The organism is Pseudomonas sp. O230 (assembly GCF_045447035.1).
Lineage (GTDB): Bacteria > Pseudomonadota > Gammaproteobacteria > Pseudomonadales > Pseudomonadaceae > Aquipseudomonas.
This window is the reverse complement of the sequence record NZ_JBJGXN010000012.1, coordinates 161,580-188,125: the sequence shown is the minus strand read 5'-3', so window position 1 is coordinate 188,125 and position 26,546 is coordinate 161,580. Positions and strand designations below refer to the sequence as shown.

Genomic DNA, 26,546 nt, shown 5'->3' with positions numbered 1-26,546 from the left:
AAAAATGCCAAAACGCAGATCCAGGAGACTCAACCCGCGGCTCTCGCAGGGGCCGCCAGGCAGGTGACTTCGACGCGTGACTCGATCGCGTCTGCCAGGCGCAGCAGGTTGTCGCTGAGCTGTGCGTAGTCTTCGCTGAACAACACGATGTGGCCGATAAACGAGGTGTTGTCCTTCACCAGTGCGGTGACCGAATCACTCAGGCGTTTGGCGTACACCGCTTCCACCAGGTCAATGTTCAGCTCCCGGGCCAGGGACTCGATGTCCGGTACGTAGCGCAGCAGTCCACCCGCTGGCGCCCGCAGCAGACGGATGCCGCTATAGCCCCGGGCGACGGGATCGTACGAATCGGTCTTGCCTTCCACCGCCCATCTGACCCAGCGCTCCCACGGATCGAAATCGACGAATGCCAGCCTGGCCAGGTCCCAGATGTGCATGCCGCCGGGGCGCATGTTGGTTTCCACCGCCGACGTCAGGCCGTCGGCGCGCAGGAACACCTCGTTGTGGTACGCGCCGTTATCCAGCGAGACCAACCCGGTCATGTGTCGCCCGGCAGCCGCCAATCTGGCCTGCACGTCAGCCGCCAGCGGTGCCGGCACCACTTGCTGGATTTCCGCGCGATAGGCGCCTTCGGTGGTGGTTTTCTCAGTGACCCACGTGCTGCCCGCGACGAAATCCCAGCTGTATTCCCGGGCGTTCTGGATCAACTCTTCAAGGACGATGCCGCCCTCGCGATACGGCTTGAGTGCCTGCCACGCCTCATCGCATTCGGACGGATGATGGATGACCCGACAGCCTCTGCTCGCCCCTTCGCAGGCCGGTTTGATGAAGGCTTTGCCGCCCATCTCAACCACCCGCTGACGCAGCTCCGCGAGACTGTCGATGCGCACGGAAAACACCGCACGATAATCTTCCGGCGAACGCTCGGCCGCTGCTTCCAGCTTGCGAAAGATTTGTTTATCCAACCCCGCGCGCGCCTCGGCCGGGGTGATGCCGGGCAAGCCGTAATGGCTCGCCAGCGCCGCGCCGAGCAGCACACCACGGTCGGAAAACGGCAGCACGCCGATCAGCTTCCAGTGATCGGCATTCAAGCAACTCACCACCAGTTCGAGGGAGTCACTGACGTCTTCCGGCGCCAGGGACGTGCTGCAGACGTGATCGGCCACCTGGTCGTCATCAGGCTGAATCTTCTCGACCAGCAGGATCAACCGGGCGTCGTAGAGTTTTTTGCAGAGGTTGCGCAGTTTCTGGATATCGTGAACCCGATTGCCGTTGTACCCGACCACTACTACGCATGACGTCGTATTCATGAAGCCTCCGACCTGTGGAGTAAAAAACGCAAACGCGATGACTCAGTCGTGCAGCGACGCGTTGGCTCTGCGGTTGAGCCAGTACCAGGCGAGGATGCCGCCGGCGCCGATAGCGGCCAGTACCAAAGCGCTATAGGGCGGTGGCATGACCCGCATGATCAGCACCGTCAGCCCGGCGCCGACGCCCAGGGACACTTCCTTGACGAACATGTTGTTTTGTTTGACGGAGAAGTAATCGAGGTAGCTGAACGCGCACTCGGCGATAGACAGCAGCGCGACCCAGATCAACGCACCGGCGAGGGTTTCGACGTGGAACGCATCCGGCGACGAGAGCACCGCGAAGCCACCGATGATGATCCCGATGACCGCCACCACCTTGAAGCGCCCGGTGCGTTCGATCAGTTTCATCACCGGCACCTGGGCGAAGACCACCACGGCGCTGTTGAGGATCAGCATCAGGCCATACCAGGCCGGCAGTTCACCGGTTTTGAGCAGGATTGCCTGGGGCAGGATCGAGAACACGCCGAACAGCTTGATGCCCATGATGATCCCGGCAATCACCCACGGCAGTTTGTTGCGCCAGCCGCTGCCATCGTGAGTGACCGGGCTGGCCACCACCGGTTGGGTGGTGAAGGTCGCTCCCATGGCGATGGGCAGGCACAGCAGGACAAAACCTGCGGCGCCGAGGAAAAACAGGGTGGGGGTCAGCAGCGGCGAAAGCAGGATCAACCCCGCCACCAGACTGCCCATGTTCATGGCAACGCGGTTGTAGGCCGCGCCCTCCTTGGTCTGGGCGGCTTCGCTCTTGATCAGGTAACCGGCAATCGCAATGCCGTAGGCGAACAACGCGGCGGCGAACATCACCATGCCCTGGTTGCTGGTGACCGCGAGCAATACCAGACCGAGGGCGGCACACATCAGCGTGACGCTCAGGGAGCGACGGCCCAGCACTAATAACGTCAGCGGCAGTAACAGCAATAACGCGCGATACCCGAGGGCGAGGATGCTGTTGGTGGCAGTGTCGAGCCAGACGTTGGCCTTGCCCAGCACGGCAAACAGCGATACGGCGGTGATGATTCGAATCGTGAACAGGCGAATGTTAATCACCGGTTTGGCGACGGCGACCGTTGTTTGAACACTCATGCAACACCTCTGGAACCAGCGATTGCTCAGGCGTTCAGCGCGAACAATCAGGAAAGTCTGTAAGGTGATGGTAGAGAGAGTCGCTTGTTTTCATCAGAGCAAGTTCGTATAGAATCGAACGAACTTTACTGCCGGAGAGACCAGTAAAATGCAGGTTCAGCGTGCAGTGATCGCCGCCATCGAGTTCCAGCCGGGAGTGCCGCTGGTCCAGCAGATTGTCGATCAATTGTCGGTGGCGATCAGCCAGGGCGGGCTGCCTCACGGCTCGCGGCTGCCGCCAATTCGCGAACTGTCCGAGCTGATGAACGTGGGCAAGTCCACGGTGGTGGATGCGCTGGACCGCTTGCGCGCCAAGGGTCTGGTGGTTTCACGCCAGGGTTCGGGGCATTACGTGCACCGTTCCAGCCTCACGCTCAAGACCGATGCCGGCCCCGACCTGCAACCTCAAGACACACTGAGCGTGGTCCGCCGCGCGGTGCTGCAGGACAACGGCGCCTTGCGCCCTGGTGCCGGTTTCCTGCCGTCCTCGTGGCTGCCGGCAGAAGAATTGTTGAAAGCCGTGCGCGGCACCCTGCGCGCCACCTCCCTGCGCATGGGCGAATACGGCGTCGCCGCCGGTTACTTGCCGTTACGCGAGGCGTTGCGAGTCAAACTGGCGACCTTGGGCATCGAAGTGCCGGTGGACCAGATCATCACCACCGCCAACACCGTGCAGGCCATCGACATGCTGATGCGCCTGCTGGTCAAACCCGGCGACACGGTGCTGCTCGACGACCCCTGCTACTTCACCATGCACACCAACCTGGCCTTGCATGGCGCCCGGGTCATCACCATTCCCCGTGCCGCCGAGGGCATGGACCTGGACGCCTTCGAGCAATTGCTGATTGTCCATCGGCCCGTGCTCTACATGACCAACAACACCCTGCACAACCCGACCGGGCATTCGTTCTCCCCGGCGCAGGTGTATCGACTGCTGGAGTTGAGCCACCGTTATGGTTTTCACATCGTCGAAGACGATTTGTATTGCGATATGCAGCAACGGACCACGCCACGCCTGGCAGCGGGCGGGCTGGACAATGTCAGCTACGTCTCCGGTTTCTCCAAGACCCTGACGGCGAACAGTCGGGTCAGTTATGCAGTGCTTTCACCGCAACTGGCGGCACGGATGGTCACCCTGAAAATGGCCTGCGGCGGCATGACATCGGAACTGGCGGAGCAGATTATCTGCACGATGCTCAGTGACGGCAGCTACGCCAAACACACCCGGCGCACGGTGGATCGGCTTTACGAGTCGAGCAGCCGAGTGAGTCGTTGGTTGGTGGAAGCCGGTTGCTCGGTGTCATCGCTGCCGCATGAAGGGTTGTTTATCTGGACACGATTGCCCGAAGGGCATCATGCCGAAACACTCGCGAGGAAAGGGCTGGATATCGACCTGGTGCTGGCACCCGGCACCCTGCTCAGCAAAGCGCCGGACGCCAGTCACTTTCTGCGTTTCAACGTGGCGCACAGCGATAACCTTCAGGTGCGGGAGCGGTTCGTTCGCCTGCTCGACACACCAAGTAAGTAACTGCCCCCCTCACAACCCTGTGGGAGCGGGCTTGCTCCTACAGGGGTCTGTGTCGTGCTCAAGATGTGGGGCAACGCCGATCCAGCATAGGAGCAAGCTCGCGAATGGGGCGACACGCTCCACCCGAGCACACGCAATAAAAAACCCCGCACTTCTCACGAAGGCGGGGTTTTTCTTTTCAGTATCCGACGCTTAAGGCGCGTACGTCAGCAACAGCTCGGTCGGCACTTTGAAGTCCAGGGACATCATCACGCTCAACGCGGTAATGGTGAAGATCGAGAACACGAACAGCTTGCGTGCCCAGACCGTGTCATCCACTGCCTTGTAGCCGGTCCAGGCCATGTACAACCAGTACATGCCCATGGCCGCGGCGACGGCGAGGTAGCTCATGCCGGCATAGCCGCTGAAGGTCAGCATCAAGGTCGCCACGAGGAAGGCCAGGATGTAGATCAGGATGTGCTTCTTCGCCACTTGAATCCCGCGCTTCACCGGCAGCACCGGAATCGAGGCGGCCAGGTAATCGTTGAAGCGGAAAATCGCGATGGCGTAGGAATGCGGCATCTGCCACAGGCTGAACATCACCAGCAGCGTCAGTGCAGCCATGTCGAAGCTGTTGGTCACAGCCACGTAGCCAATCACCGGTGGCATTGCCCCCGACAGACTGCCCACCAGCGTGCCGTGAACCGACTTGCGCTTGAGGTACAGGCTGTAGAAGCCGACGTAGATGACGAAGCCGATCACTGCGAACAACGCCGCCAACGGGTTGGCCACCTTGTACAACAACGCAACGCCGGCAACACCGAGGATGGTCGCGAAGACCAGGGCCAGTTTCAGGGAGATCAAGCCCTGGACCAGAACCCGGTTCTTGGTGCGTTCCATCTTGATGTCGATGTCGCGGTCGATGCAGTTGTTGAACACGCAACCGGAAGCCACCACCAGGGACGTGCCGATCATGGCGGCCAGGAAAATGGCCAGATCGACATGCCCTTTCGAGGCCAGGAAAAATCCGCCTGCCACTGAAAGCACGTTACCGAAAATGATCCCCGGTTTGGTGATTTGGATAAAGTGCTTCAAGGACATCCGGATTTACCTCAGTGCGCCATCATGTTGGTGTGGATGCTGAACATGATCCACAGCGACAGGCCAACCAGCAGGACGATCACGATCGCGGCGAACACAAACGCAATCACGTTGTTACGCTGCGCGGCCGAACGGTCCAGGTGGAGGAAGTACACCAGGTGCACCAGCACCTGGATCACTGCGAAGGCCAGTACGATCCACAGGGTCAGAGCTTTCGGCAGCGATGGGTACATCACCAGGCCGAAAGGAATGACGGTCAGGATCACCGACAGGATGAAACCGATAGCGTAAGACTTGACGCTGCCGTGGCCGGCGTCGTGGCTATCGTGGGAATGAGCGTTAGCCATTTACATAGTCCCCATCAGATAAACAACGGTGAATACGCAGATCCACACCACGTCCAGGAAGTGCCAGAACAGGCTCAGGCAGCTCAGACGGGTCTTGTTGGTCGCCGTCAGGCCGTTTTTCTGCACCTGATACATCATGATCGCCATCCAGATCAGACCGCTGGTCACGTGCAGACCGTGGGTGCCGACCAGGGTGAAGAACCCGGACAGGAAGCCGCTGCGGCTAGGACCGAAGCCCTCGGAGATCAGCATGTGGAACTCGTTGATCTCCATGCCGATGAAGCCGGCACCGAACATGAAGGTCAGGGCCAGCCAGCCCAGGACCTGGTTCTTCTTGCCCTTGAACAACGCCAGCATGGCGAAGCCGTAGGTGATCGAGCTGAACAGCAGCAGAGCGGTTTCGCCCAGTACGTATGGCAGCTCGAAGATGTCGTGGCCCGACGGGCCACCCGCTACGTTGTTAACCAGTACCGCGTACGCCGCGAAGATCGATGCAAACAGGATGCAGTCGGTCATCAGGTAGAGCCAGAAACCGAATACGGTCATCTCGCCCGAGTCGTGGTGATGGTCATCGTGCCCATGTCCATCGACATGGGTGTGTCCAGCATTGGTCACTAAGTTCGACATGGTTTAAGCCTGTTCCAACGAGGTTTCAACACGGGTGGCGGTGGCTGGAACTTTCCCGGCCGCTACCAGACGCTTGTGCTGCTCGGCTTCGATGCGCTCGATCACGTCGACCGGCACCATATAGCCTTGATCATCACGTGCAGCGTGGATCACGAAGTACACCACGGTGCCGATCAGGCCAAATGCAGCCAACCACCAGATGTGCCAGATCATCGCGAAACCGAACACGGTCAACAGAGCACCCATGACCACACCGGTCGCGGTGTTGTTTGGCATGTGGATCGGTTCGTACTTGGCCGGAGCCTGGTACGCGGTACCGTTTTCCTTGGCTTCGGTGAACGGATCGATGGTTTCTGCTTTTGGCAGCACAGCGAAGTTGTAGAACGGTGGTGGCGACGAGGTCGACCACTCCAGCGTGTGGGCATTCCACGGGTCGCCGTGTTCGCACATGTTTTCTGGCTTGTTGCGATCACGCACGCTGACGTACAGCTGAATCAGCTGGCAAGCGATGCCGACGGCGATCATCACCGCACCGAACATGGCGACGTACAGGTACGGCACCCACTCAGGGTTGGTGGTGGCGTTCAGACGACGGGTCATGCCCATGAAGCCCAGTACGTAGAGCGGCATGAACGCGACGAAGAAGCCGGTGATCCAGAACCAGAACGCTGCCTTGCCCCAACCTTCGTGCAGCTTGAAGCCGAACGCTTTAGGGAAGTAGAAGCCGAAGCCGGCGATGTAGCCGAATACCGCGCCGCCGATGATCACGTTATGGAAGTGCGCGATCACGAACAGGCTGTTGTGCAGCACGAAGTCAGCACCCGGGATGGCCAGCAGTACGCCGGTCATGCCGCCGATGGCGAAGGTCACCATGAAGCCCAGGGTCCACAGAACCTGGCTGGTGAAACGCAGACGGCCCTGGTAGATGGTGAACAGCCAGTTGAATAGCTTCACCCCCGTCGGGATCGAAATCAGCATCGTCGCCAGACCGAAGAAGGCGTTAACGCTGGCACCCGAACCCATGGTGAAGAAGTGGTGCAGCCAGACCATGAAGCCCAGGATCGAGATCGCGCCCGAGGCGTAGACCATCGAGTGGTGGCCGAACAGACGCTTGCCGGTGAAGGTCGAGATGACTTCGGAGAAGATCCCGAACGCCGGCAGAATCAGGATGTAAACCTCGGGGTGACCCCAGGCCCAGAACAGGTTGACGTACATCATCGGATTGCCACCAAGTTCATTGGTGAAGATGTGGAAATCCATGTAACGGTCAAGCGTCAGCAGTGCCAGGGTAGCGGTCAGGATCGGGAACGAAGCCACGATCAGGACGTTGGCCCAGGTGCAGGTCCAGGTGAAGATCGGCATGTCCATCAGCTTCATGCCAGGGGTACGCATTTTCAGCACGGTGGCGAGGAAGTTGACCCCCGTCAGCGTCGTACCCAACCCGGATAGCTGTAGCGCCCAGATGTAGTAATCCATCCCCACGCCAGGGCTGTATTGCAGGCCCGACAGCGGCGGATAGGCAACCCAACCGGTCTTGGCGAATTCGCCGACGCCCAGGGACAGGTTGATCAGCACTACGCCGGAGACCAGCAGCCAGAAGCTCAGGGAGTTCAGGAACGGGTAGGCAACGTCACGGGCGCCGATCTGCAGCGGCACTGCAAGGTTCATCAGGCCGGTGAAGAATGGCATCGCCATGAAGATGATCATGATCACACCGTGAGCGGTGAAGATCTGGTCATAGTGTTCAGGCGGCAGGTAGCCAGGTGAACCCTCGGTGGCCATGGCCAACTGAGTCCGCATCATGATGGCGTCGGCAAAACCGCGCAGCAGCATGACCATGGCAACGATGATGTACATCACGCCGATTTTTTTGTGATCGACCGAGGTCAACCACTCGGTCCACAAATAGGTCCACTTCTTGAAGTAGGTGATTGCAGCGAACAGCGCCAGACCACCGCACGCGATCATGGCGATGGTAATCATCACGATCGGTTCGTGGAACGGGACCGCTTCCCAACTTAATTTACCAAACATCGTTTACTCCTCTGCCCCGGCAGCTGAATGCGAACTCATGTCCATCCCTTCCATGGCGGCCACTTCGTGCTCTTTCTTCTCGTGGTGCATCGGCTTGCCCGGTTTCATGCCTTCGTACTTGTCGACGATGATCTGGAACAGGTTCGGCGTGACCGAGGAGTAGAGCTCGACTGGGTTGTTCTGGCTTGGCTTGGAAAGGGCTTCGTATTCAGCTTTTTCAAGCTGTTTAGGTGCCTTTTTGACTTCGCTGACCCAGGCGTCGAAATCTTCCTGGGAAGTGGCGATAGCTTTGAACTTCATGCCGGTGAAACCCGCGCCGCTGTAGTTGGCGGAGATACCGTCCATTTCAGCGTTCTGGTTGGCGATCAAGTGCAGTTTGGTCTGCATGCCGGCCATCGCGTAGATCTGGCCGCCCAGCGCCGGGATGAAGAACGAGTTCATTACGGAGTCCGAAGTCACCTTGAAGTTGATCGGCGTATTTGCCGGGAACACGATCTTGTTGACGGTGGCGATGCCTTGCTCCGGATAGATGAACATCCACTTCCAGTCCAGCGCGACCACTTCAATGGTGATCGGCTTGACGTCGGAGACCAGCGGCTTGTAAGGGTCCAGTGCGTGGGTCGACTTGTAGGTGACATAACCCAGGGCAATGATGATCAGCACGGGAACAGCCCACACCGCGATTTCGATCTTGGTGGAGTGCGACCACTTCGGCGTATACACGGCGTCGGTGTTGGACGCGCGGTATTTCCAGGCGAACAGGAAGGTCATGACGATGACCGGAACCACGACCAACAGCATCAGCAGCGTTGCGGTGATGATCAGGTTTCGCTCGTCCAGGCCAACCTGGCCCTTGGGATCGAGCAAGGTCATGTTGCAGCCTGACAGCAACAACGTGCCGATCAGCGGCAATAAGCCTAGTAGTCTGGGGTACCTGTTTTTACTCATCTCACGACCTCTAAAGCAGCTTGCGCAATGCAGTTGGGTTTTGATCGCCAACACTTCACCCTGCCAAGGGTTGGCATTTTCTTGGATTGAATAAGGGCTGCCCGTCGCGCGTCAGACGCTGCTCGACAAATCCTGGGCAAGCGGTGAGTTCTTATTCGAATTCGTGGTCAAAGGCCTTGTTACAGACCAATTCCATTTGGTGCGGATAGTTGGAAGGCACCGACACCAGAGGCGTCGCATGAAGCCATCCGGCCTCTCGACGTCCTATTGCTGCTCAAGCACCTGAAGCAGGGTGAGCAGTGCCGGGAATTCAGTGAGGGCGATTGTAGATATGTAACGATTCATAAACCATGTCTCATCCCGAAATAATTTTTATCCATTCCAGCAACAATCATTAACGGTTTTCGCAAAAGTGCGGCATCTTATCGAAATTCATTCTCAACAAAAACACCAAAATAAGTAGGGCTACCACGCGCAGTTCAGACAGTATCGAAGGTTCTGCCTCTTCCCTTCACCCTGCCCAAGCCCCCATGTGACAAGGGCTCTGGCAATTTGCCAAGGCCTGTTAAAACTGCCTGTTTCTGGTCGGGAGCAATAAAGCCTGCCGCGAATTCAGAAGACCAATTTCATTGCGTGGGCACGCACCAATCCGGCTCGTTGAAACGCCTTGCGACACTCGCGCTGTGACAACATGTCGCACATGCGCCGCACCCGTTCTTGTCGCGCATCAAGGTCTTTTTTTACCCACACCCTGAAACGCAAAAAGCCCCGGCTCTCTCAACGAGGGCCGGGGCGTTTTCAGGTGTTATGCAGCGATGCGGCGAATGACCTCAGCGCAATGCCTTGCGGTTGCGCGAGGTGAGCAACGGCACCAGCACCACCACCAGGACAAAGGCGATCAGCGCCCATTGCGCCAGCGACAGACCGAGGATCGGCGGGTACGGCGTGGAGCAGAAACCGTCGACCTGGAAGCCCAGCGGGAAAATCTTCGCCAGCGGCAGACCGTCGACAATCGGTTGCAACACGTCGATGCCGCAGCTGACCGCCGGGTAGAACTGGGTATAGACGTGATGCCCGGCGACGGCGACGCCTGCCAGGGCGCAGATCACCACCAGGGTTTCAAACACCGTGATGCTGCGGCGGGTACGCATTGCCGCACCGATGAACGCGAAGACCGCGATCAGCAGCAAGGCATAGCGTTGCAGGATGCACAGCGGGCACGGTGCCTCGCCCAGCACAATCTGCATGTACAGCGCGCCACCGATCAACGCCAGGCAGATGATGCCCAAAAGCACCAGATAGCGCCGCTCACGGCCCAGCCGCATCATTTCCTCGCTCATTGCGTTTCCCTTCTAGATATCGATTGACCGGAAGTCTACACGCTGGCCCAGACCTTGGAGAGCCCGGGGCGCATGGAATAGATGTCGGGAAATAAACGATAAGGTGGTTAAGAAGGGATTAAATCCAGGCTATTCCCAGAGATTTTCATGATCACGCGACCGAATCGCCAGCAGGCTGGCTCCCACTCTGGAATGCATTCAACTGTGGGAGCCAGACTGATGGCGATGCGATTGCTCAGTCGCCGTAGATATCGGATTTGAAGTACTTATCCGAAATCTTCTGATACTCGCCGCTGGCGCGAATGCCGTCGATGGCCGTGTTCAGTTGGCTGACCAACTCGGTGTTGCCCTTGCGCACCGCAATCCCGGCGCCCTCGCCCACATATTTCGGGTCCTTGAGCTCTGGCCCGACAAAGGCGTAACCCTTGCCGCGCGGCATCGACAGGAAGTCGCTGAGCGGGATGGTGTCGGCAAAAATAGCGTCGAGGCGACCCGCCGCCAGGTCCATGTAAATCTCTTCGTTGTTGCCGTAACGCTTGACGTTGATGCCCTTGGGTTCAAACACCTCGGTGGCGTAACGATCGGTGGTGGTCGCACGCTGTACGCCGATGGTTTTGCCTTTGAGGCTGGCGTACTGGTCATCCACCACCGCACCTTCCTTCATGACCAGTCGCGAGGAGGTGAAATAGTACTTGTGGGTGAAGTCCACCGACTTCTTGCGGTCTTCGTTGATGGTCATGGACGACAGCGCCAGGTCGATTTTCTTCACTTTCAGGGAAGGAATCAGACCGTCGAACTCACCTTCGACCCAAACGCACTTGACCTGCATCTGCGCGCACAGGGCATTGCCGATGTCGTAGTCGAAACCGACGATTTCGCCTTTGTCGGTTTTCGACGCAAACGGCGGGTACGCCGCTTCGATACCGATGCGCAGGGTTTTCTCGGCGGCGAACAAAGTGCTGCACGCCAACAGGCTCAGGGCCAGACCGGTGATGAGGGGGAATTTCTTCATGTTCGTTCTCTCGCGGGTTGTTGTTGGTTTGGCAAGACAGAAGAAAGAGCAGAAACAGGGGACGCCTTTTTTTGTACTTATAATTCCATACTGGACTTTTATGTATAGCACGTCAATTGGGGGAAATCGCCAAGCGATGGTCGGGGGGGGGGCTCAGTCGATATTAAGTGTTGCGGGTGGCCTCATCGCGGGCAAGCCCGCTCCCACAGGTGTTGTGGCGTTCACGTGATGTGTGCACGGCGCTATACCTGTAGGAGTGGGCTTGCCCGCGAAGACTGACTCGAGGAAGCCGTAGGAGTCACTGCTTCCAGCGATCCGCCGCCGCATGATCACTGTCACGCCCTTCCACCCAACGCGCGCCGTCACGGGTGTTCTCTTTCTTCCAGAACGGTGCGCGGGTTTTCAGGTAGTCCATGACAAAGGCGCAGGCATCGAACGCGGCCTGGCGGTGCGCGCTGGCGGCGCCGACGAAGACGATCGGCTCACCCGGTTCCAGGGCGCCGATCCGATGCAGCACTTCCAGCTTGAGCAATGGCCAGCGCTGTTCGGCCTCAGTGGCGATCTTGCCCAGGGCCTTTTCGGTCATGCCTGGATAGTGCTCCAGGAACATCCCGGCCACGTCGAGCCCGTCATTGAAGTCGCGCACGTAACCGACAAAACTCACCACCGCACCGACGCCAACATTGGCGGCGTGCATGGCGTTGACTTCCGCCCCCGGATCGAACGCCGTGGACTGCACGCGAATCGCCATGGTTCAGCCCCCGGTCACGGTCGGAAAAAACGCCACTTCATCGCCGTCACTCACCGGCTCGTCGAGCTGGCAGAGGTCTTCGTTGCGGGCGCACATCAGGTTCTGCTCACTCAACACATCGGCGCCTTCACGCTTGGACAGCAGCGCACGAACGTCATCGACCGTGGCGAAGTCACCTTCGACCTTCACCGAGTCCATGCCCAGTGCTTCTCTATAACGAGCGAAAAACTTCACGGTGACGTTCATGGCTGATCCGCCTGGTAATGACCGCTCTTGCCGCCCAGCTTCTCCAGCAACCGCACGCTCTCGATGGTCATGCCACGATCCACGGCCTTGCACATGTCATAAATCGTCAACGCCGCGACACTGGCCGCGGTCAGCGCTTCCATCTCGACGCCGGTCTGCCCGGACAACTTGCAGCGCGCGACGATACGTACGCAGTCGTCGCCTTCGGCGCTCAGTTCGACCTTGACGCCGGTGAGCAGCAACGGATGGCACAGAGGGATCAGATCGCTGGTTTTCTTCGCTGCCTGAATGCCGGCGATGCGTGCCACGGCAAACACATCACCCTTGGGGTGACCGCCGCTGACAATCATTTGCAGGGTTTCGGGCAGCATGCGCACCAGCGCTTGGGCCGTGGCTTCACGGAACGTCACGTCTTTTTCGGTGACGTCGACCATGTTGGCGCGACCTTGGGAATCGAGATGAGTCAGCACAGGGTTACTCCTGATCAAGAGCCTCGATTGTAAACCTGCGGGTCAAATTTCCGCACGATTGATTACTGGATCATTCACAACCTTGCAAGAGCCGGCTTGCTGGCGATGGCAGCCTTAAGATCAACGCAAGGCTCAAGGCCCTATCGCCAGCAAGCTGGCTCCTACGGGGTTTTGTGTAGGGCATAAAAAACCGGGCGGCTTTGAGGCCGCCCGGTTCTTGTGAGGCAGTTACAAATGCGATTCCGCGTATTCAGCCAGAATCGAACGTGGCACCCCTTGCAGGGTGATGTGGACGCCGTTCGGGAAATCCTTGAAGCGTTCAGTCAGGTACGTCAGCCCGGAACTGGTCGCGGACAGGTAAGGGGTGTCGATCTGCGCCAGGTTGCCCAGGCACACCACTTTGGAACCGGCGCCCGCACGGGTGATGATGGTTTTCATCTGGTGCGGCGTGAGGTTCTGGCATTCGTCGATCAAAATCAGGCTCTGCTGGAAGCTGCGACCCCGGATGTAGTTGAGGGATTTGAACTGCAACGGCACTTTGCTGAGGATGTAATCGACGCTGCCATGGGTGTTTTCGTCATCCATGTGCAAGGCTTCAAGGTTGTCGGTGATGGCGCCCAGCCAAGGCTCCATTTTTTCCGCTTCGGTGCCGGGCAGGAAGCCGATCTCCTGGTCCAGGCCCTGCACGCTGCGCGTCGCGATGATCCGGCGGTAGCGTTTGCTGACCATGGTCTGCTCGATCGCCGCCGCCAGTGCGAGGATGGTTTTCCCGGAACCCGCCGCGCCCGACAGGTTGACCAGGTGAATGTCCGGATCAAGCAAGGCGTACAGCGCCAGGCTCTGATAGATGTCACGCGGTTTCAGGCCCCAGGCTTCCTGGTGCAACAGGGGTTCCTGATGCAGGTCGAGAATCAGCAGCTTGTCTTCGTCGATTTCCTTGATCCAGCCGACAAAACCCTGCTCATCAATGATGAACTCGTTGATGTGCACGGCCGGCAGATTGTCGATCATCTTCACCTGGTGCCAGGTGCGACCGTGATCCTGACGGGTTTCGACATCCTTCACGCGGTCCCAGAAGGAGCCGTCCATGTTGTGGTAGCCGTTGGGCAGCAGCGAAACGTCGTCAACCAGTTGGTCGGTGCTGTAATCCTCGGCCGCGATCCCGCAGGCACGGGCCTTGAGGCGCATGTTGATGTCTTTGGTGACCAGCACCACGGGCAGCTTTGGCGCGCGCGCGTGCAAGTCGATCAACTGGTTGATGATGATGTTGTCGTTCAGGTGTTCGGGAAGAATGATGTTCGGTTCGGCACGTTTGCTCATCAGAATTGACAGCAAACCTTTTGGCCCACTTTTGCCACGCTGGATCGGCACACCCAGTTCAACGTCTTCAGGGCTGGCCTCGCCCAGCGTCTTGTCGATCAGGCGAATCGCCTGACGGCATTCCGCAGCGACGCTGTGGTGCCCGCTCTTGAGCTTGTCCAGCTCTTCAAGCACGGTCATCGGGATCGCTACATGGTGTTCTTCGAAGTTCAGCAGGGCGTTTGGATCGTGAATCAATACGTTGGTATCGAGTACATAAAGGATTGGCTGGTTGGAGGAAGAACTACGTCCGTGATCATCCATACTCGGTCACCTTTGTGGGAGCCATTCGACGCAATACCTTGGCGGTGCTGCGCCTCGAAGTGACTGCCGAATTCACCTGCAAGGGATCAAGTGAACTGCACACAAACTGGGGTCTTGGGAGACGCCACCTGTGTTGCAGGTTTCGGCGGTCTGTCTTCGTAATACTCCAAAACCTGTGACAGAAAAAAGCACTTTGACGCTTTTTTGAAGTTTATTTTTCAGAGTGACGAATAGCCCTTGGCGTGCAGGCAATGTGCCGTTAAAGTCGGAAGTCCGCCTGCACTGAATTCTCTTTCAAAATCGCCTTTCCCCCAATGTTTACGGGCTTTCCCGTTTTCAGCGAAACGCATCCTGACAATCTTCCCAACCGATCCCGCTGGACGCCGTTTGCGTCACAAGCCAGGGCATCGCCGTTTTTACCCCATCCTGCTTAATGTTGAAGTTGATCACCCCGTGCCGCCACAACAGCATCAGGGTCAACACGCGCTGCGCGCTCTGGCTGGCCTTGAGCTTGCCGGCGCCGTCCTGGGCGTCGATGTCCCACAGCGCCACTTGCAGGCCCTGGGCTCTGAAGAAGCCTTGCGCATCCGAACGCCGCTGGCCATCGGGCGGACGAAACAGCGGCACGTAGTTTTCCGGCAATTTGCTTTTGACCAGTTCGGCGCTGCGCCGTACCGAGTCCTGCCAGTCCTGCCAATGGCTGTGGGAACGGAACTCCCAGCCTTGCACGCCGATGCACTGCGCCGAGTAAGTGGCCTGCAGGTCGGCCCCTGAACGCTCGGCCAGACGCGCTTGAATATCCTTGCCCAGGACGAAAAACGTGCCCGTCATGTTGGCCTTGCGCAGGTACTCGGCGACCCACGCCGTGTTGTCCGGCGTGGCATTGGCGGCGCTGTCGAAGGTCAACAGGAACAGCCGGTCATGCATCTGCTCGCCGTTGCGCTCGTGGTCGCCGAAACGATCGACTTCGCTGCTGGTTTGCGGAAACAGCGCGGCCTTGCGCAACTGTTCGTCGAGGTACTGCGCATGGAACAGTCGGCTCGGCTCGGCCCACTTGATGTAGTAGCTGTCCGCGCTGACCTGAAACTTGGCGGCTTGCTGGCGCAGGGTGTCCATGTCTTCGACCAGGAAACAGAAGGAGGCATCCTGATCGCAGCTCTGTTGAGCGAAGTTGTAATTGGTCAGCAGGCGTTGCCACAGGCGCTGGCGCAGGCGGTTGACCGAATCCGGGTTGATCGTGCGCAGGCCCAGGCGCTGGGCCAGGCTCGCGTCATCCAGCGATTCGCTGGCCAACAGCACGCGAGCGAACATCAGAATCTCTGCCCGCGACGCGACGTCGAACAACGTGGGGTTGCTGAGCTGCTCTGGCCAAGTGCTGCGATCAAGCGTCGCCACATCGCCCGGCGCCGCCATGGCACCGAAACTCAACAGCCACGCCGAAAAAAGAAAAACGATACGCAATGGGATGTCTCCATAACAAAACCCGCGCGGCACTATAGCTGATCCCGCGTGAGCCACGACCTCCTGTCGGAGCGAGCTTGCTCGCGAAGGCGGTGTATCAGTCGGCATCATCGGCAACTGACACACCGCCTTCGCGGGCAAGCCCGCTCCCACAGGGTTTTGTGTAATACCGCCGATCATCACCTATGGCTTTGATAGCTGGAGTCAGCACGGACAACCCCCTAGAATCGCCCGACGATTAAAGGAGACGACTTCATGCTGATGGTGATTTCCCCCGCCAAGACCCTCGATTACGAAACGCCGCCGGCGACCCAGCGCTTCACCCAGCCGCAATACCTCGACCATTCCCAGGAGCTGATCCTGCAATTGCGCGACCTGACGCCGGCGCAGATCAGCGAGTTGATGCATGTCTCCGACAAGATCGGCGGGCTCAATGCCGCGCGTTTCGGCAGTTGGACGCCGGCGTTCACGCCTGAAAACGCCAAACAGGCACTGCTGGCGTTCAAGGGTGACGTTTATACCGGACTCAACGCACAAACCTTCAGCGAAGCCGATTTTGATTACGCCCAACAGCACCTGCGCATGTTGTCCGGCCTGTATGGCCTGTTGCGCCCACTGGACCTGATGCAGCCGTATCGCCTGGAAATGGGCACCAAATTGCCCAACGCCCGTGGCAAGGACCTGTATGCCTTCTGGGGCACGCGCATCAGCGAATGGTTGAACGAGGCCCTGGCCGATCAAGGCGATGATGTGCTGCTGAACCTGGCGTCCAACGAGTACTTCTCGGCGGTCAAACGCAGCGCCCTGAATGCCCGCATCATCAATACCGACTTCAAGGACCTGAAAAACGGTCAGTACAAGATCATCAGCTTCTACGCGAAAAAAGCCCGCGGCATGATGAGCCGCTTCGTCATCGAAGAACGCATCAACGACCCTGTGGCGCTCAAGCAGTTTGACGTTCAGGGTTATCGATACAGCGCCGAGCAGTCTAAACCGGACAATCTGGTGTTCCTGCGCGATCACGCCCCCGAGTAATGCACCCGATCGGCGCATGACCTTGAAGCCGGTCGTGCGCCGACGCCCGATCGTCCAACAATCCCCCGCCCATTTCGCCAGTTATCTGGCGCCAATTTACAGCCAGTCAAAATCCTAACTTTAGTTTCACTCGACTTTCGTCATTTTTTTCAGTGGTGGCACTAAAAAATTTTATCCGTAGTGGCACAAGACTATCTAACCCGACGATAACCCTATGTATCAAGGGTGAAACAGCCGTTGCTATCAATATGAAAGCAGTGCCATCTTTTTCAATATTTCAAGAAATTTCAGAATTCACGATGGGCGGACCGGAACTATGTCCAAATGCGTAGCTCCTACAACCGGTACCGATTATCTCTGAGCATGTACGAGATAACTTACGCAGATAAGAGATTCACGCAGCGAAGTTGTCACAATAACTTCGGCTAACTAATCCCTGATTTGGACAACATCTGAAGGACAGGAGATAACGCATCACTACTATCCCCTACACGGCCAAGGCTGCGCCCCTATAAACGTGCTCTCCTGAGCACCCAACCGCTTGATTGACGGGCTTGAGGCCTGGCATTGAGCGCGCAAGACCTTTGCACGAAGGACCTCGACCAGAGGACTTGGCTGCATAACAGGGCAAGTCATAACAATAAGGCCTAGTTACGCACACCTTGAGTGCACTTATTTAGACACTCGGAATTTAGTATGCCTGCACACGGCATTGCGGCGTCTGTCGCCCAAACTTCCGAGTGCAATATGACCGCTGAACCCCCTTAACTCCGGCCATGTAATGGCCTGTGAATACAGTTTTGATTAACGAGAGGTAAATGCGATGCGCATCAGCATATTTGGTTTGGGTTACGTCGGTGCAGTATGTGCCGGTTGCCTGTCTGCACGGGGCCATGACGTCGTTGGCGTCGATGTCGCCAAAGACAAGATCGATATGATCAACGCCGGCAAATCGCCGATCGTTGAACCGGGTCTGGGCGAACTGCTGGCCAAGGGTATCGAAACCGGCCGCCTGCGCGGTACGACCGACTTCGCGGAAGCGATTCGCGCCACCGACCTGTCGATGATCTGCGTCGGTACGCCGAGCAAGAAGAACGGCGATCTGGAACTGAACTACATCGAAGCCGTGTGCCGCGAGATCGGTTTTGTCCTGCGTGACAAGACCACCCGCCACACCATCGTGGTCCGCAGCACCGTTTTGCCGGGCACCGTCGCAAACGTTGTCATCCCGATTCTCGAAGACTGCTCTGGCAAGAAAGCCGGTGTTGATTTCGGCGTCGCCGTCAACCCTGAGTTCCTGCGTGAAAGCACCGCGATCGCCGACTACGACTTGCCACCGATGACCGTCATCGGCGAATTCGACAAGGCCTCCGGCGACGTTCTGCAATCGCTGTACGAAGAGCTCGACGCGCCGATCATCCGCAAGGACATCGCCGTTGCCGAGATGATCAAGTACACCTGCAACGTGTGGCACGCCACCAAGGTGACCTTCGCCAACGAGATCGGCAACATCGCCAAGGCGTGCGGCGTCGATGGTCGTGAAGTGATGGAAGTGGTCTGCCAGGACAAGACATTGAACCTGTCCCAGTACTACATGCGCCCAGGCTTCGCGTTCGGCGGTTCCTGCCTGCCGAAAGACGTGCGGGCCCTGACATACCGCGCCGGCGCCCTCGACGTGGAATCGCCGCTGCTGAACTCGCTGATGCGCAGCAACGAATCCCAGGTGCAGAACGCCTTCGATATCGTTTCCAGCCACGACAAACGCAAAGTCGCCCTGCTGGGCCTGAGCTTCAAGGCCGGCACCGATGACCTGCGCGAAAGCCCGCTGGTTGATCTGGCAGAAATGCTGATCGGCAAAGGCTACGACCTGAGCATTTACGACGCCAACGTCGAATACGCCCGCGTTCACGGTGCGAACAAGGATTACATCGAGTCGAAGATTCCTCACGTCTCGTCCTTGCTCAATTCCGACTTCGACGAAGTGATCAACAACTCCGACGTGATCATCCTCGGCAACCGTGACGAGAAATTCCGCGCCCTGGCGCAGAACGCTCCACACGGCAAGCAAGTGATCGACCTGGTCGGCTTCATGTCGCAAGCCACCAGCGTGAGTGGCCGGACTGAAGGCATCTGCTGGTAACAAGCGGCTTCGGGAGGGTTTGCGGTGTTCCCCAAGCCTGCAAACCCTCCCGGCTTTTTCGCCTGCCTTAACCCCATCGGGCCACCCCACAGGCTCGCCCGAGATCGAGACGGATGCAGATTATGCACAGGCTAAAGCACGGCCTACTTCAGGCCGCCGGTTGGCTGTTTTACTTAAGTATTCTGATGGGCATCGCCATGGCGTTGCCTGCGACTACGTTCGATTCCGAGTCGAAGGATTTCATCTTCCTGATCGGCTTCATCGGGATCTGGCGCTATTCGATGGGTGCCACGCACTTCCTGCGCGGCATGCTGTTTCTGTACGTGGTCTACCCGCACCTGCGGCGCAAAGTGCGCAAGCTGGGTAAAGCGGCAGACCCGTCCCATGTGTTTTTGATGGTCACCAGTTTTCGTATCGACGCGCTGACCACTGCCCAGGTCTATGCCTCGGTGATTCGCGAAGCGATCGACTGCGGTCTGCCGACCACCATGGTCTGCTCCATCGTGGAAATGTCCGATGAGAAGCTGGTGAAAAGCCTTTGGGCCAAGATGAATCCACCGGATCGGGTCAAGCTCGACTTCGTGCGCATTCCCGGCACCGGCAAGCGTGATGGCCTGGCTTACGGTTTCCGCGCCATCTCCCGCCACCTGCCGGACGACCGTGCCGTGGTTGCGGTGATCGATGGCGACACCGTGCTCGCCGAAGGCGTCGTGCTCAAGACCGTGCCGTGGTTCCAGTTGTTCAGCAACGTCGGCGGCCTGACCACTAACGAGTTCTGCGAAGTGCGCGGCGGCTACATCATGAGCGAGTGGCACAAGCTGCGCTTCGCCCAGCGCCACATCAACATGTGCTCGATGGCCCTGTCCAAACGCGTACTGACCATGACCGGCCGGATGTCGGTGTTCCGCGCAACGGTCGTGACCGACCCGGACTTCATCGCCGACGTGGAAAGCGACTCGCTGCAACACTGGCGCCTGGGCCGCTTCAAGTTCCTCACCGGTGACGACAAGTCGAGTTGGTTCAGCCTGATGCGCCTGGGTTACGACACGTTCTACGTGCCGGACGCGGCGATCCACACCGTGGAACACCCGCCGGAAAAAAGCTTCATCAAGGCCAGCCGCAAACTGATGTTCCGCTGGTACGGCAACAACCTGCGCCAGAACGCCCGCGCCCTGGGCCTGGGTGTTAAACGCCTCGGCCTGTTCACCTCGGTGGTGCTGTTCGATCAGCGCGTGTCGATGTGGACCTCGCTGCTGGGCCTGACGGTCGCGATCATCGCGTCCTTCAAGTACGGCACCGCGTTCATCCTGGTGTACCTGCTGTGGATCGGCATCACCCGCCTGATCCTGACCCTGCTGCTGTCCTGCTCCGGTCACCGGATCGGCCCGGCTTACCCGGCGATTCTCTATTACAACCAGATCGTCGGCGCGCTGGTGAAGATCTACGTGTTCTTCCGCCTCGACCAACAATCCTGGACTCGCCAGGACACCAAACTGACCCGTGATCTCGCCAGCTTTCAACGTTGGTTCAACACTTGGTCGTCTCGGACCATGACCTTCTCCGCCGGCAGCATTTTTGTCGCCGTGCTGCTGATGATGGTCTGACCGCCCCCTTATTGAATTAACCAGGAAATCGCCCCTATGAATACCGCCGTCAACGCCAACGTAGTGCATGAATCCGAAGCCCAGCGCCAACACGCCCGAGTGAAAATCCCGGCCAAGCTGCGTTTCTTCGGTCCGGACCGGACACCGGTTGAAGCCCGGGTCCTCGACCTCTCCGCCGGCGGCCTGGCGTTCAACGCCGGCCAGCTGCCGCTGAAGATCGGCGATGTGCACAAGGCTCGCCTGCAGTTCGTCATCGATAACCTCGGCCTGGCCATGGACGTGGAGTTGCAAGTGCGCTCCTTCGACCGCCAGACCGGTCGTGTCGGCTGCCAGTTCCAGAACCTCGAACCGCAGGACATCTCGACCCTGCGCCATCTGATCACCTCACACTTGGCCGGCGACATCGTCAGCATGGGTGAAGTGCTGGCGACCCTGCAGCGCGACAACTTCACCAAGGCGCGCAAGGTCAAGGACGGCGGCCACGGCATGACCGCGTTCGGTCGTCTGCGTGCAGTGACCTTCAGCCTGGGGATTTTCCTCGTCGGCCTGACGGCGTTCGGTTTCATTTTCAAATCGGTGTACGGCATGTACTTCGTCAGCCACGCGCAGGCCGGTCTGGTCAGCGTGCCGGGCATGAACATCACCATGCCGCGCGACGGCACCGTGCAGAGCCTGATCAAAGCTGACGGCGTTGCCGCCAAAGGCGCGCCGCTCGCCACGTTCAGCACCAGCATGCTCGACGTACTCAAGGGCCATCTGGACGACAATCAACTGCAACCGGCCAAGGTTGAAGAACTGTTCGGCAAGCAAATGACCGGCACCCTGACCTCGCCGTGCGATTGCACCGTGGCCCAGCAACTGGTCGCCAACGGTCAGTACGCCAGCAAGGGCGATGTGATCTTCCAACTGGTGCCGCGTAACAGCGAAGCCAACGTCGAAGCGCGCTTCTCCTATCGCCAGTTCGGCGACGTACTGCCAGGCAGTTCGGTGCGCTTCCAGATCGCCGGTGAAGACAAATCCCGCACCGGCAAGATTGTCAGCAGCACCAGCCTGAAAAGCGCCGACCTGTCCTCCGACATCCGCGTGCTGATCCAGCCTGACGAGCCGCTGGACAGCAAATTTGCTGGCCGCCCGGTTGAAGTGAACAGCGACCGTGGTCCGAACCTGAACTGGCTGATCGATAAAGCCATGGCTTCCGGTCTTTAAGTCGAGGACATGCCTGTGACCATTATCAGTCTCTTGAAAACACCGCAAACCCTGTGGGAGCGGGCTTGCTCGCGAAGGGAACAACGCGGTCTGCCTGATGCACCGCAGCGCCTGCTTCGCGAGCAAGCCCGCTCCCACATGGGTTACGCGTTCTGTTCGCTGGCGCTGGCCGTGAGCCTGGCCGGTTGTGCCGGCCTGCCCGACCAGCGCCTGGCCAATGAAGCCCTCAAGCGCGGCGACACCACGCTGGCGCAGCAGAACTACAAGCAACTGGCTGATCTGGGCTACAGCGAGGCCCAAGTAGGCCTCGCCGACATCCAGGTCGACAGCCGCGACCCGGCGCAGATCAAGCAGGCCGAGGCGACTTACCGCGCCGCGGCCGACGTTTCGCCGCGCGCTCAGGCTCGCCTGGGTCGCTTGCTGGTGGCCAAACCCGGTTCCACCGAAGCCGAACAGCACGAAGCCGAAACCCTGTTGAAAAAAGCTTCGGCCAATGGCGAAGGCAATACGCTGATTCCGCTGGCCATGCTGTACCTGCAATACCCGCACAGCTTCCCCAACGTCAACGCGCAACAGCAGATCAGCCAGTGGCGCGCCGAAGGCAAACCGGAAGCGGGTCTGGCCCAGGTGCTGCTCTATCGCACCCAGGGCACTTACGACCAGCACCTGGACGAAGTCGTCACCATCTGCAAAGCCGCGTTGAACACCACCGACATCTGCTACGTCGAGCTGGCCACGGTTTACCAGAAACAAGGCAAACCGGAACAGCAGGCCGAGCTGATCAAGCAGATGCAAGCGGCGCATACCCGCGGCACCGTTTCCGCTCAGCGCGTGGACAGCGTCGCTCGTGTGCTCGGTGATGCAAGCCTGGGCAAGACCGACGAGAAAACCGCTCAGTCGCTGCTCGAAGACATCGCCCCCGGCTATCCCGCTTCGTGGGTCAGCCTGGCGCAATTGCTCTACGACTTCCCGGAACTCGGCGACGTCGACACGATGATGAAGTACCTGGACAACGGCCGCGCCGCTGACCAGCCGCGCGCCGAACTGTTGCTCGGCAAGCTGTACTACGAAGGCAAATGGGTGCCGGCCGACGCGAAAGTCGCCGAAGAACATTTCCAGAAAGCCGTCGGCAAGGAAGTCGCCGCCGATTATTACCTCGGCCAGATCTATCGCCGTGGTTACCTGGGCAAGGTCTATTCGCAGAAGGCACTGGATCACTTGCTGACCGCTGCGCGCAACGGCCAGAACAGCGCCGACTTCGCCATCGCCCAACTGTTTTCCCAAGGCAAGGGCACCAAGCCCGACCCGCTTAACGCTTATGTCTTCAGCCAATTGGCCAAGGCCCAGAACACTCCGCAAGCCACCGAACTTGCGCAAACACTCGAAGCCCAACTGCCGCCTGCCCAGCTGGCCGAGGCCCAACGCCTGTTGAAACAAGAACAGGCCGTTCGTGGTGCCTTGAGCCAGAACACGCTGGAACTGCATGCCCTGCAAGAAGAAGACGGCGAGGAATCCCTATGAAGTTGAATCCATTCGTGAAGGCCGGCATTGGCCTGTCATTCGCCCTCTTGTGGTCGTGCCCAACCCTGGCGGCCCTGACCGAAACCCAGAACTACGGTCTCGACGTGAAAGTCACCGGCCAGTCCGAAGACGACCGTGACCTCGGCACCGCCAGTGGCGGCGACGTCAGCGGCGTCGGTCTCGACTTGCGTCCATGGGTCTATGGCGAAAGCGGCGCGTGGAGCGCCTACGCCATGGGTCAGGCCGTGACGTCGACCGACATCATCGAAACCGACACCTTGCAGCAGTCCGACAACGACGGCACCCAGACCACCGACAACGGTGATCGCAAGACCAAGAAAAACTACTTGGCGATGCGCGAATTCTGGGTCGGCTACAGCGGCCTCACGCCGTATCCGGGCGAGCAGTTGAAGCTCGGTCGCCAACGCCTGCGCAACGACGACGGACAATGGCGCGACACCAACATCGAAGCCCTGAACTGGACCTTCGACACCACCCTGTTACGCGCCAACGTCGGTGTCGCCGAACGCTTCAGCGAATACCGCACCGACCTGAAGGAACTGGCACCGAAAGACAAGGATCGCCTGCACCTCTACGCCGATGCGGCGTACCAGTGGACGCCGGGCAACTGGGTCGGCATTCGCGGTCATCACACCCACGATGACGGCAAACTCGACTACCCGGAACCGGGCGTGGCCGGCGACTCGCTGGACAAGAAACAGAACGGCGACATCAGCTGGCTCGGCCTCACCGCTGACAGTGACGCCTATAACTACCGCAACACCAACACCGTCAATTACTGGGGCAGCGTCACCGGCATGAGCGGCGACACCGACACGGTGAATCAGCTCAACGCCGACGGCTCCCGCCCGACCGAAGCCAAGAGCGGTGAAGACCTCAACGGCTGGGCCACCGACATCGGTGTGCGCCTGCGCCTCGACCCGCAATGGCAAGTCGGTGCAGCCTATGCCCGCGCCAGCGCCGATTACGAACAGAACGGCCTGGAAAGCAACCGCTCGAACTACACCGGTACGCGCTCGCGGGTTCACCGTTTCGGCGAAGCGTTCCGTGGCGAAATGAACAACATGCAGACCGCTACGTTGTTCGGTTCGTGGATGCTCAACGACGAATACGACGCCAGCGTGATCTACCACAAGTTCTGGCGCGTCGACGGCAACAAGCCAGTCGGCAGCAACGGCATCAACGCCGTCGAGAACGACACCGACCCAACCGGCGCGATTCTGTCCAGCACGTCCCTGCCGCTGGAAGATGGCAGCAAAGACCTCGGCCAGGAAATGGACCTCGTGGTCACCAAGTACTTCAAGCAAGGCCTGTTGCCTGCCGCATTGAGCCAGTCGATCGACGAACCGTCGGCCCTCGTGCGCTTGCGTGGCGGCGTGTTCAAGCCGGGCGATGCCTATGGCAAAGAAGTCGACTCGTACATGCACCGCGCGTTTATCGACGTGATCTGGCGCTTCTGATGCGAACCGCTAAGGGAGTTCCTGACATGAACAGTCCGAAGAGAGGCTCGTTGACCTTGCTGGCCGGCGCGATGCTGCTGGCAAGCTCGGCTGCCTTCGCCACTGTGGAACCGGTCAAGCCGCCCACCACGGCCAAGGAATTACAGCAGGCCAAGACCTACACCGTCAGCAGCGCCCCGACCGCGCCGCTGGATCTGGAAAAACCGAAACTGCCGGACACCTCCGGCTACACCGCCGAAGCCATCGCCGCGAAAGTCGTGCGTACCAAGGCCGGCAAAATCAGCGTGCGTCGGATGATGCAGGAAAACGCCCTGAAGGACTTCATCGGTGGCGATAACAAAATGGCCGAGTGGGTAGTGCGTCAGCACGGCATCCCGCAGGCGATTTTCATCGACGACGGCTACATGAACCTCAAGGACCTGGCGAAGAAGCTGCCCAAGCAGTACTTCAGCGAAACCTCGCCGGGGGTGTTCCTGGCGAAGTTACCGATTGTTGTCGGTGAGAAAGGCATCCTCGAAATCGACAAGCAGACCCAGGAATTGCGCCTGTCCCAAGAGGCCGGTTCGTTCCTGGTCAACGACGGTCAGCTGTTTGTGCGTGACACCAAAATCACTGGCTGGAGTGAGAAGGCAAACGGCCCGGCGGCTTTCAAGTCACCGAAGGAATTCCGTCCGTTCCTGCTGTCCTGGGGCGGTACCCAGACCTACATCGCCAACAGCAAGATCGCCAGTTTCGGTTACGCCAACAGCAAGTCCTATGGCGTGAGTATTTCCCAGTACACGCCGAACATGGCCAAGGTGCTCAAGCGCCCTGAACCGAGCGGCTGGATCGTCGGCTCCGAGTTCTCGGACATGTGGTATGGCTTCTACTGCTACGAAACCCGCGACTTCGTGGTCAAGGGCAACACCTACAAAGACAACATCGTCTACGGCATCGACCCGCATGACCGTTCCCACGGTCTGATCATCGCTGACAACACCGTCTACGGGACCAAGAAGAAGCACGGGATCATCATCTCCCGTGAGGTCAATGACAGCTTCATCTTCAACAACCGCAGCTACGACAACAAGCTTTCGGGCCTGGTGATCGACCGTAACAGCGTCAACAACCTGATCGCCTACAACGAGATCTACAAGAACCACACGGACGGCATCACCCTCTACGAGAGTGCCGACAACCTGTTGTGGGGCAACAAGGTGATCAGCAACAAGCGTCACGGCATTCGTATTCGTAACAGCGTGAACATCCGCCTCTACGAAAATCTGGCCATGGCCAACGGACTGACCGGCGTTTACGGCCACATCAAGGACCTGAGCGACACCGACCGCGACATCAAGCTCGACCCGTTCGACGCCCAGGTGTCGCTGATCATCGTTGGCGGCGAACTCGCCGGTAACGGCAGCGGCCCGCTGTCCATCGACTCGCCGCTGAGTGTCGAGTTGTATCGCGTGTCCATGCTCGCCCCAACCAAATCCAGCGGCATCAGCTTCAACGGGATTCTCGGCGAGCGTCAGGATGAAATTCTCGACCTGCTGGTGCGCCAGCAGAAAGCCGTGCTGATCGACCCTGTCGAACGCCAGACCGAAATGCGGGACTGAGG

The 26,546-nt window shown here is 59.0% G+C and carries 22 protein-coding genes; 8 read left to right on the top strand and 14 right to left on the bottom strand.

What is annotated here, in order from left to right; all coding sequences use genetic code 11:
* Window positions 1-29: 29 nt before the first annotated feature.
* Window positions 30-1,310 (bottom strand): biotin carboxylase, encoded by a 1,281-nt coding sequence (locus tag ACI77H_RS25920; protein ID WP_407014472.1) that lies wholly within the window; start codon window positions 1,308-1,310, stop codon window positions 30-32.
* A 42-nt stretch (window positions 1,311-1,352) separates the two neighbouring features.
* Window positions 1,353-2,453: a hypothetical protein gene (locus tag ACI77H_RS25915; protein ID WP_214380774.1), complete on the bottom strand. Its 1,101-nt coding sequence runs from the start codon at window positions 2,451-2,453 to the stop codon at window positions 1,353-1,355.
* Window positions 2,454-2,601: 148 nt separating this feature from the next.
* Between ACI77H_RS25915 and ACI77H_RS25910 the strand changes: the two genes are divergently transcribed.
* Entirely contained in the window at window positions 2,602-4,020 is a 1,419-nt protein-coding gene (locus tag ACI77H_RS25910) for a PLP-dependent aminotransferase family protein (RefSeq protein WP_407014470.1), read from the top strand.
* Window positions 4,021-4,212: 192 nt separating this feature from the next.
* On the opposite strand, the gene cyoE is transcribed toward ACI77H_RS25910, so the two are convergent.
* The 12 genes from cyoE to ACI77H_RS25850 all read right to left on the bottom strand — a co-directional run bounded on the left by cyoE (window position 4,213) and on the right by ACI77H_RS25850 (window position 15,959).
* Window positions 4,213-5,100 (bottom strand): heme o synthase, encoded by an 888-nt coding sequence (cyoE, locus tag ACI77H_RS25905; RefSeq protein ID WP_407014469.1) that lies wholly within the window; start codon window positions 5,098-5,100, stop codon window positions 4,213-4,215.
* Between the two features lie 11 nt (window positions 5,101-5,111).
* Window positions 5,112-5,447: a cytochrome o ubiquinol oxidase subunit IV gene (gene cyoD, locus ACI77H_RS25900; RefSeq protein WP_008025399.1), complete on the bottom strand. Its 336-nt coding sequence runs from the start codon at window positions 5,445-5,447 to the stop codon at window positions 5,112-5,114.
* On the bottom strand, window positions 5,448-6,074 hold the full coding sequence (locus ACI77H_RS25895) for a cytochrome o ubiquinol oxidase subunit III (RefSeq protein WP_192346092.1): 627 nt from the start codon (window positions 6,072-6,074) through the stop codon (window positions 5,448-5,450). It lies immediately after the preceding gene.
* 3 nt (window positions 6,075-6,077) lie between these two features.
* Window positions 6,078-8,108: a cytochrome o ubiquinol oxidase subunit I gene (gene cyoB / locus ACI77H_RS25890; RefSeq protein WP_407014467.1), complete on the bottom strand. Its 2,031-nt coding sequence runs from the start codon at window positions 8,106-8,108 to the stop codon at window positions 6,078-6,080.
* Window positions 8,109-8,111: 3 nt separating this feature from the next.
* On the bottom strand, window positions 8,112-9,056 hold the full coding sequence (gene cyoA, locus ACI77H_RS25885) for a ubiquinol oxidase subunit II (protein WP_407014466.1): 945 nt from the start codon (window positions 9,054-9,056) through the stop codon (window positions 8,112-8,114).
* A gap of 830 nt (window positions 9,057-9,886) precedes the next feature.
* Complete coding sequence (locus ACI77H_RS25880) at window positions 9,887-10,396, bottom strand: disulfide bond formation protein B (RefSeq protein ID WP_407014465.1); 510 nt, start codon at window positions 10,394-10,396, stop codon at window positions 9,887-9,889.
* A 235-nt stretch (window positions 10,397-10,631) separates the two neighbouring features.
* Window positions 10,632-11,408 carry an ABC transporter substrate-binding protein gene (locus ACI77H_RS25875; protein ID WP_407014464.1) on the bottom strand — a complete coding sequence of 259 codons (777 nt, stop codon included), beginning with the start codon at window positions 11,406-11,408 and terminating at the stop codon, window positions 10,632-10,634.
* A gap of 298 nt (window positions 11,409-11,706) precedes the next feature.
* Complete coding sequence (gene moaE / locus ACI77H_RS25870; protein ID WP_150798856.1) at window positions 11,707-12,159, bottom strand: molybdopterin synthase catalytic subunit MoaE; 453 nt, start codon at window positions 12,157-12,159, stop codon at window positions 11,707-11,709.
* Between the two features lie 3 nt (window positions 12,160-12,162).
* Window positions 12,163-12,405, bottom strand: a complete 243-nt coding sequence (moaD, locus tag ACI77H_RS25865) for a molybdopterin converting factor subunit 1 (protein WP_407014462.1) — start codon at window positions 12,403-12,405, stop codon at window positions 12,163-12,165.
* On the bottom strand, window positions 12,402-12,875 hold the full coding sequence (moaC, locus tag ACI77H_RS25860) for a cyclic pyranopterin monophosphate synthase MoaC (protein ID WP_407014461.1): 474 nt from the start codon (window positions 12,873-12,875) through the stop codon (window positions 12,402-12,404). Before moaC ends, moaD begins: the two co-directional genes overlap by 4 nt.
* Window positions 12,876-13,103: 228 nt before the next feature.
* The gene (locus ACI77H_RS25855; RefSeq protein WP_407014460.1) at window positions 13,104-14,498 is read right to left on the bottom strand and encodes a PhoH family protein; all 1,395 of its coding nucleotides are present in this window, start codon (window positions 14,496-14,498) and stop codon (window positions 13,104-13,106) included.
* Between the two features lie 336 nt (window positions 14,499-14,834).
* On the bottom strand, window positions 14,835-15,959 hold the full coding sequence (locus ACI77H_RS25850) for a polysaccharide deacetylase family protein (protein ID WP_407014458.1): 1,125 nt from the start codon (window positions 15,957-15,959) through the stop codon (window positions 14,835-14,837).
* Window positions 15,960-16,214: 255 nt separating this feature from the next.
* Here ACI77H_RS25850 and yaaA point away from each other — a divergent pair, with 255 nt between their 5' ends.
* The 7 genes from yaaA to algG all read left to right on the top strand — a co-directional run bounded on the left by yaaA (window position 16,215) and on the right by algG (window position 26,544).
* Window positions 16,215-16,994: a peroxide stress protein YaaA gene (gene yaaA / locus ACI77H_RS25845; protein WP_407014457.1), complete on the top strand. Its 780-nt coding sequence runs from the start codon at window positions 16,215-16,217 to the stop codon at window positions 16,992-16,994.
* Window positions 16,995-17,817: 823 nt separating this feature from the next.
* On the top strand, window positions 17,818-19,134 hold the full coding sequence (locus ACI77H_RS25840) for a nucleotide sugar dehydrogenase (protein WP_150639249.1): 1,317 nt from the start codon (window positions 17,818-17,820) through the stop codon (window positions 19,132-19,134).
* 122 nt (window positions 19,135-19,256) lie between these two features.
* Window positions 19,257-20,738, top strand: a complete 1,482-nt coding sequence (gene alg8, locus ACI77H_RS25835; RefSeq protein WP_407014456.1) for a mannuronan synthase — start codon at window positions 19,257-19,259, stop codon at window positions 20,736-20,738.
* Between the two features lie 36 nt (window positions 20,739-20,774).
* A complete protein-coding gene (locus ACI77H_RS25830) occupies window positions 20,775-21,944 on the top strand; it encodes a PilZ domain-containing protein (protein ID WP_407014454.1) in 1,170 nt (389 codons plus the stop codon).
* A gap of 15 nt (window positions 21,945-21,959) precedes the next feature.
* Entirely contained in the window at window positions 21,960-23,465 is a 1,506-nt protein-coding gene (gene algK, locus ACI77H_RS25825; RefSeq protein ID WP_407014452.1) for an alginate biosynthesis TPR repeat lipoprotein AlgK, read from the top strand.
* Window positions 23,462-24,946 (top strand): alginate export family protein, encoded by a 1,485-nt coding sequence (locus ACI77H_RS25820; protein WP_407014451.1) that lies wholly within the window; start codon window positions 23,462-23,464, stop codon window positions 24,944-24,946. Before algK ends, ACI77H_RS25820 begins: the two co-directional genes overlap by 4 nt.
* A 26-nt stretch (window positions 24,947-24,972) precedes the next feature.
* Entirely contained in the window at window positions 24,973-26,544 is a 1,572-nt protein-coding gene (gene algG / locus ACI77H_RS25815) for a mannuronan 5-epimerase AlgG (protein ID WP_407014449.1), read from the top strand.
* Window positions 26,545-26,546 lie beyond the last annotated feature (2 nt).

Bases quoted from the DNA above. Each gene is read 5' to 3' on its own strand.
- ACI77H_RS25920 (WP_407014472.1), bottom strand. From the start codon at position 1,310: ATGAATACGACGTCATGCGTAGTAGTGGTCGGGTACAACGGCAATCGG.
- ACI77H_RS25915 (WP_214380774.1), bottom strand. From the start codon at position 2,453: ATGAGTGTTCAAACAACGGTCGCCGTCGCCAAACCGGTGATTAACATT.
- ACI77H_RS25910 (WP_407014470.1), top strand. From the start codon at position 2,602: ATGCAGGTTCAGCGTGCAGTGATCGCCGCCATCGAGTTCCAGCCGGGA.
- cyoE (WP_407014469.1), bottom strand. From the start codon at position 5,100: ATGTCCTTGAAGCACTTTATCCAAATCACCAAACCGGGGATCATTTTC.
- cyoD (WP_008025399.1), bottom strand. From the start codon at position 5,447: ATGGCTAACGCTCATTCCCACGATAGCCACGACGCCGGCCACGGCAGC.
- ACI77H_RS25895 (WP_192346092.1), bottom strand. From the start codon at position 6,074: ATGTCGAACTTAGTGACCAATGCTGGACACACCCATGTCGATGGACAT.
- cyoB (WP_407014467.1), bottom strand. From the start codon at position 8,108: ATGTTTGGTAAATTAAGTTGGGAAGCGGTCCCGTTCCACGAACCGATC.
- cyoA (WP_407014466.1), bottom strand. From the start codon at position 9,056: ATGAGTAAAAACAGGTACCCCAGACTACTAGGCTTATTGCCGCTGATC.
- ACI77H_RS25880 (WP_407014465.1), bottom strand. From the start codon at position 10,396: ATGAGCGAGGAAATGATGCGGCTGGGCCGTGAGCGGCGCTATCTGGTG.
- ACI77H_RS25875 (WP_407014464.1), bottom strand. From the start codon at position 11,408: ATGAAGAAATTCCCCCTCATCACCGGTCTGGCCCTGAGCCTGTTGGCG.
- moaE (WP_150798856.1), bottom strand. From the start codon at position 12,159: ATGGCGATTCGCGTGCAGTCCACGGCGTTCGATCCGGGGGCGGAAGTC.
- moaD (WP_407014462.1), bottom strand. From the start codon at position 12,405: ATGAACGTCACCGTGAAGTTTTTCGCTCGTTATAGAGAAGCACTGGGC.
- ACI77H_RS25855 (WP_407014460.1), bottom strand. From the start codon at position 14,498: ATGGATGATCACGGACGTAGTTCTTCCTCCAACCAGCCAATCCTTTAT.
- yaaA (WP_407014457.1), top strand. From the start codon at position 16,215: ATGCTGATGGTGATTTCCCCCGCCAAGACCCTCGATTACGAAACGCCG.
- ACI77H_RS25840 (WP_150639249.1), top strand. From the start codon at position 17,818: ATGCGCATCAGCATATTTGGTTTGGGTTACGTCGGTGCAGTATGTGCC.
- alg8 (WP_407014456.1), top strand. From the start codon at position 19,257: ATGCACAGGCTAAAGCACGGCCTACTTCAGGCCGCCGGTTGGCTGTTT.
- ACI77H_RS25830 (WP_407014454.1), top strand. From the start codon at position 20,775: ATGAATACCGCCGTCAACGCCAACGTAGTGCATGAATCCGAAGCCCAG.
- ACI77H_RS25820 (WP_407014451.1), top strand. From the start codon at position 23,462: ATGAAGTTGAATCCATTCGTGAAGGCCGGCATTGGCCTGTCATTCGCC.
- algG (WP_407014449.1), top strand. From the start codon at position 24,973: ATGAACAGTCCGAAGAGAGGCTCGTTGACCTTGCTGGCCGGCGCGATG.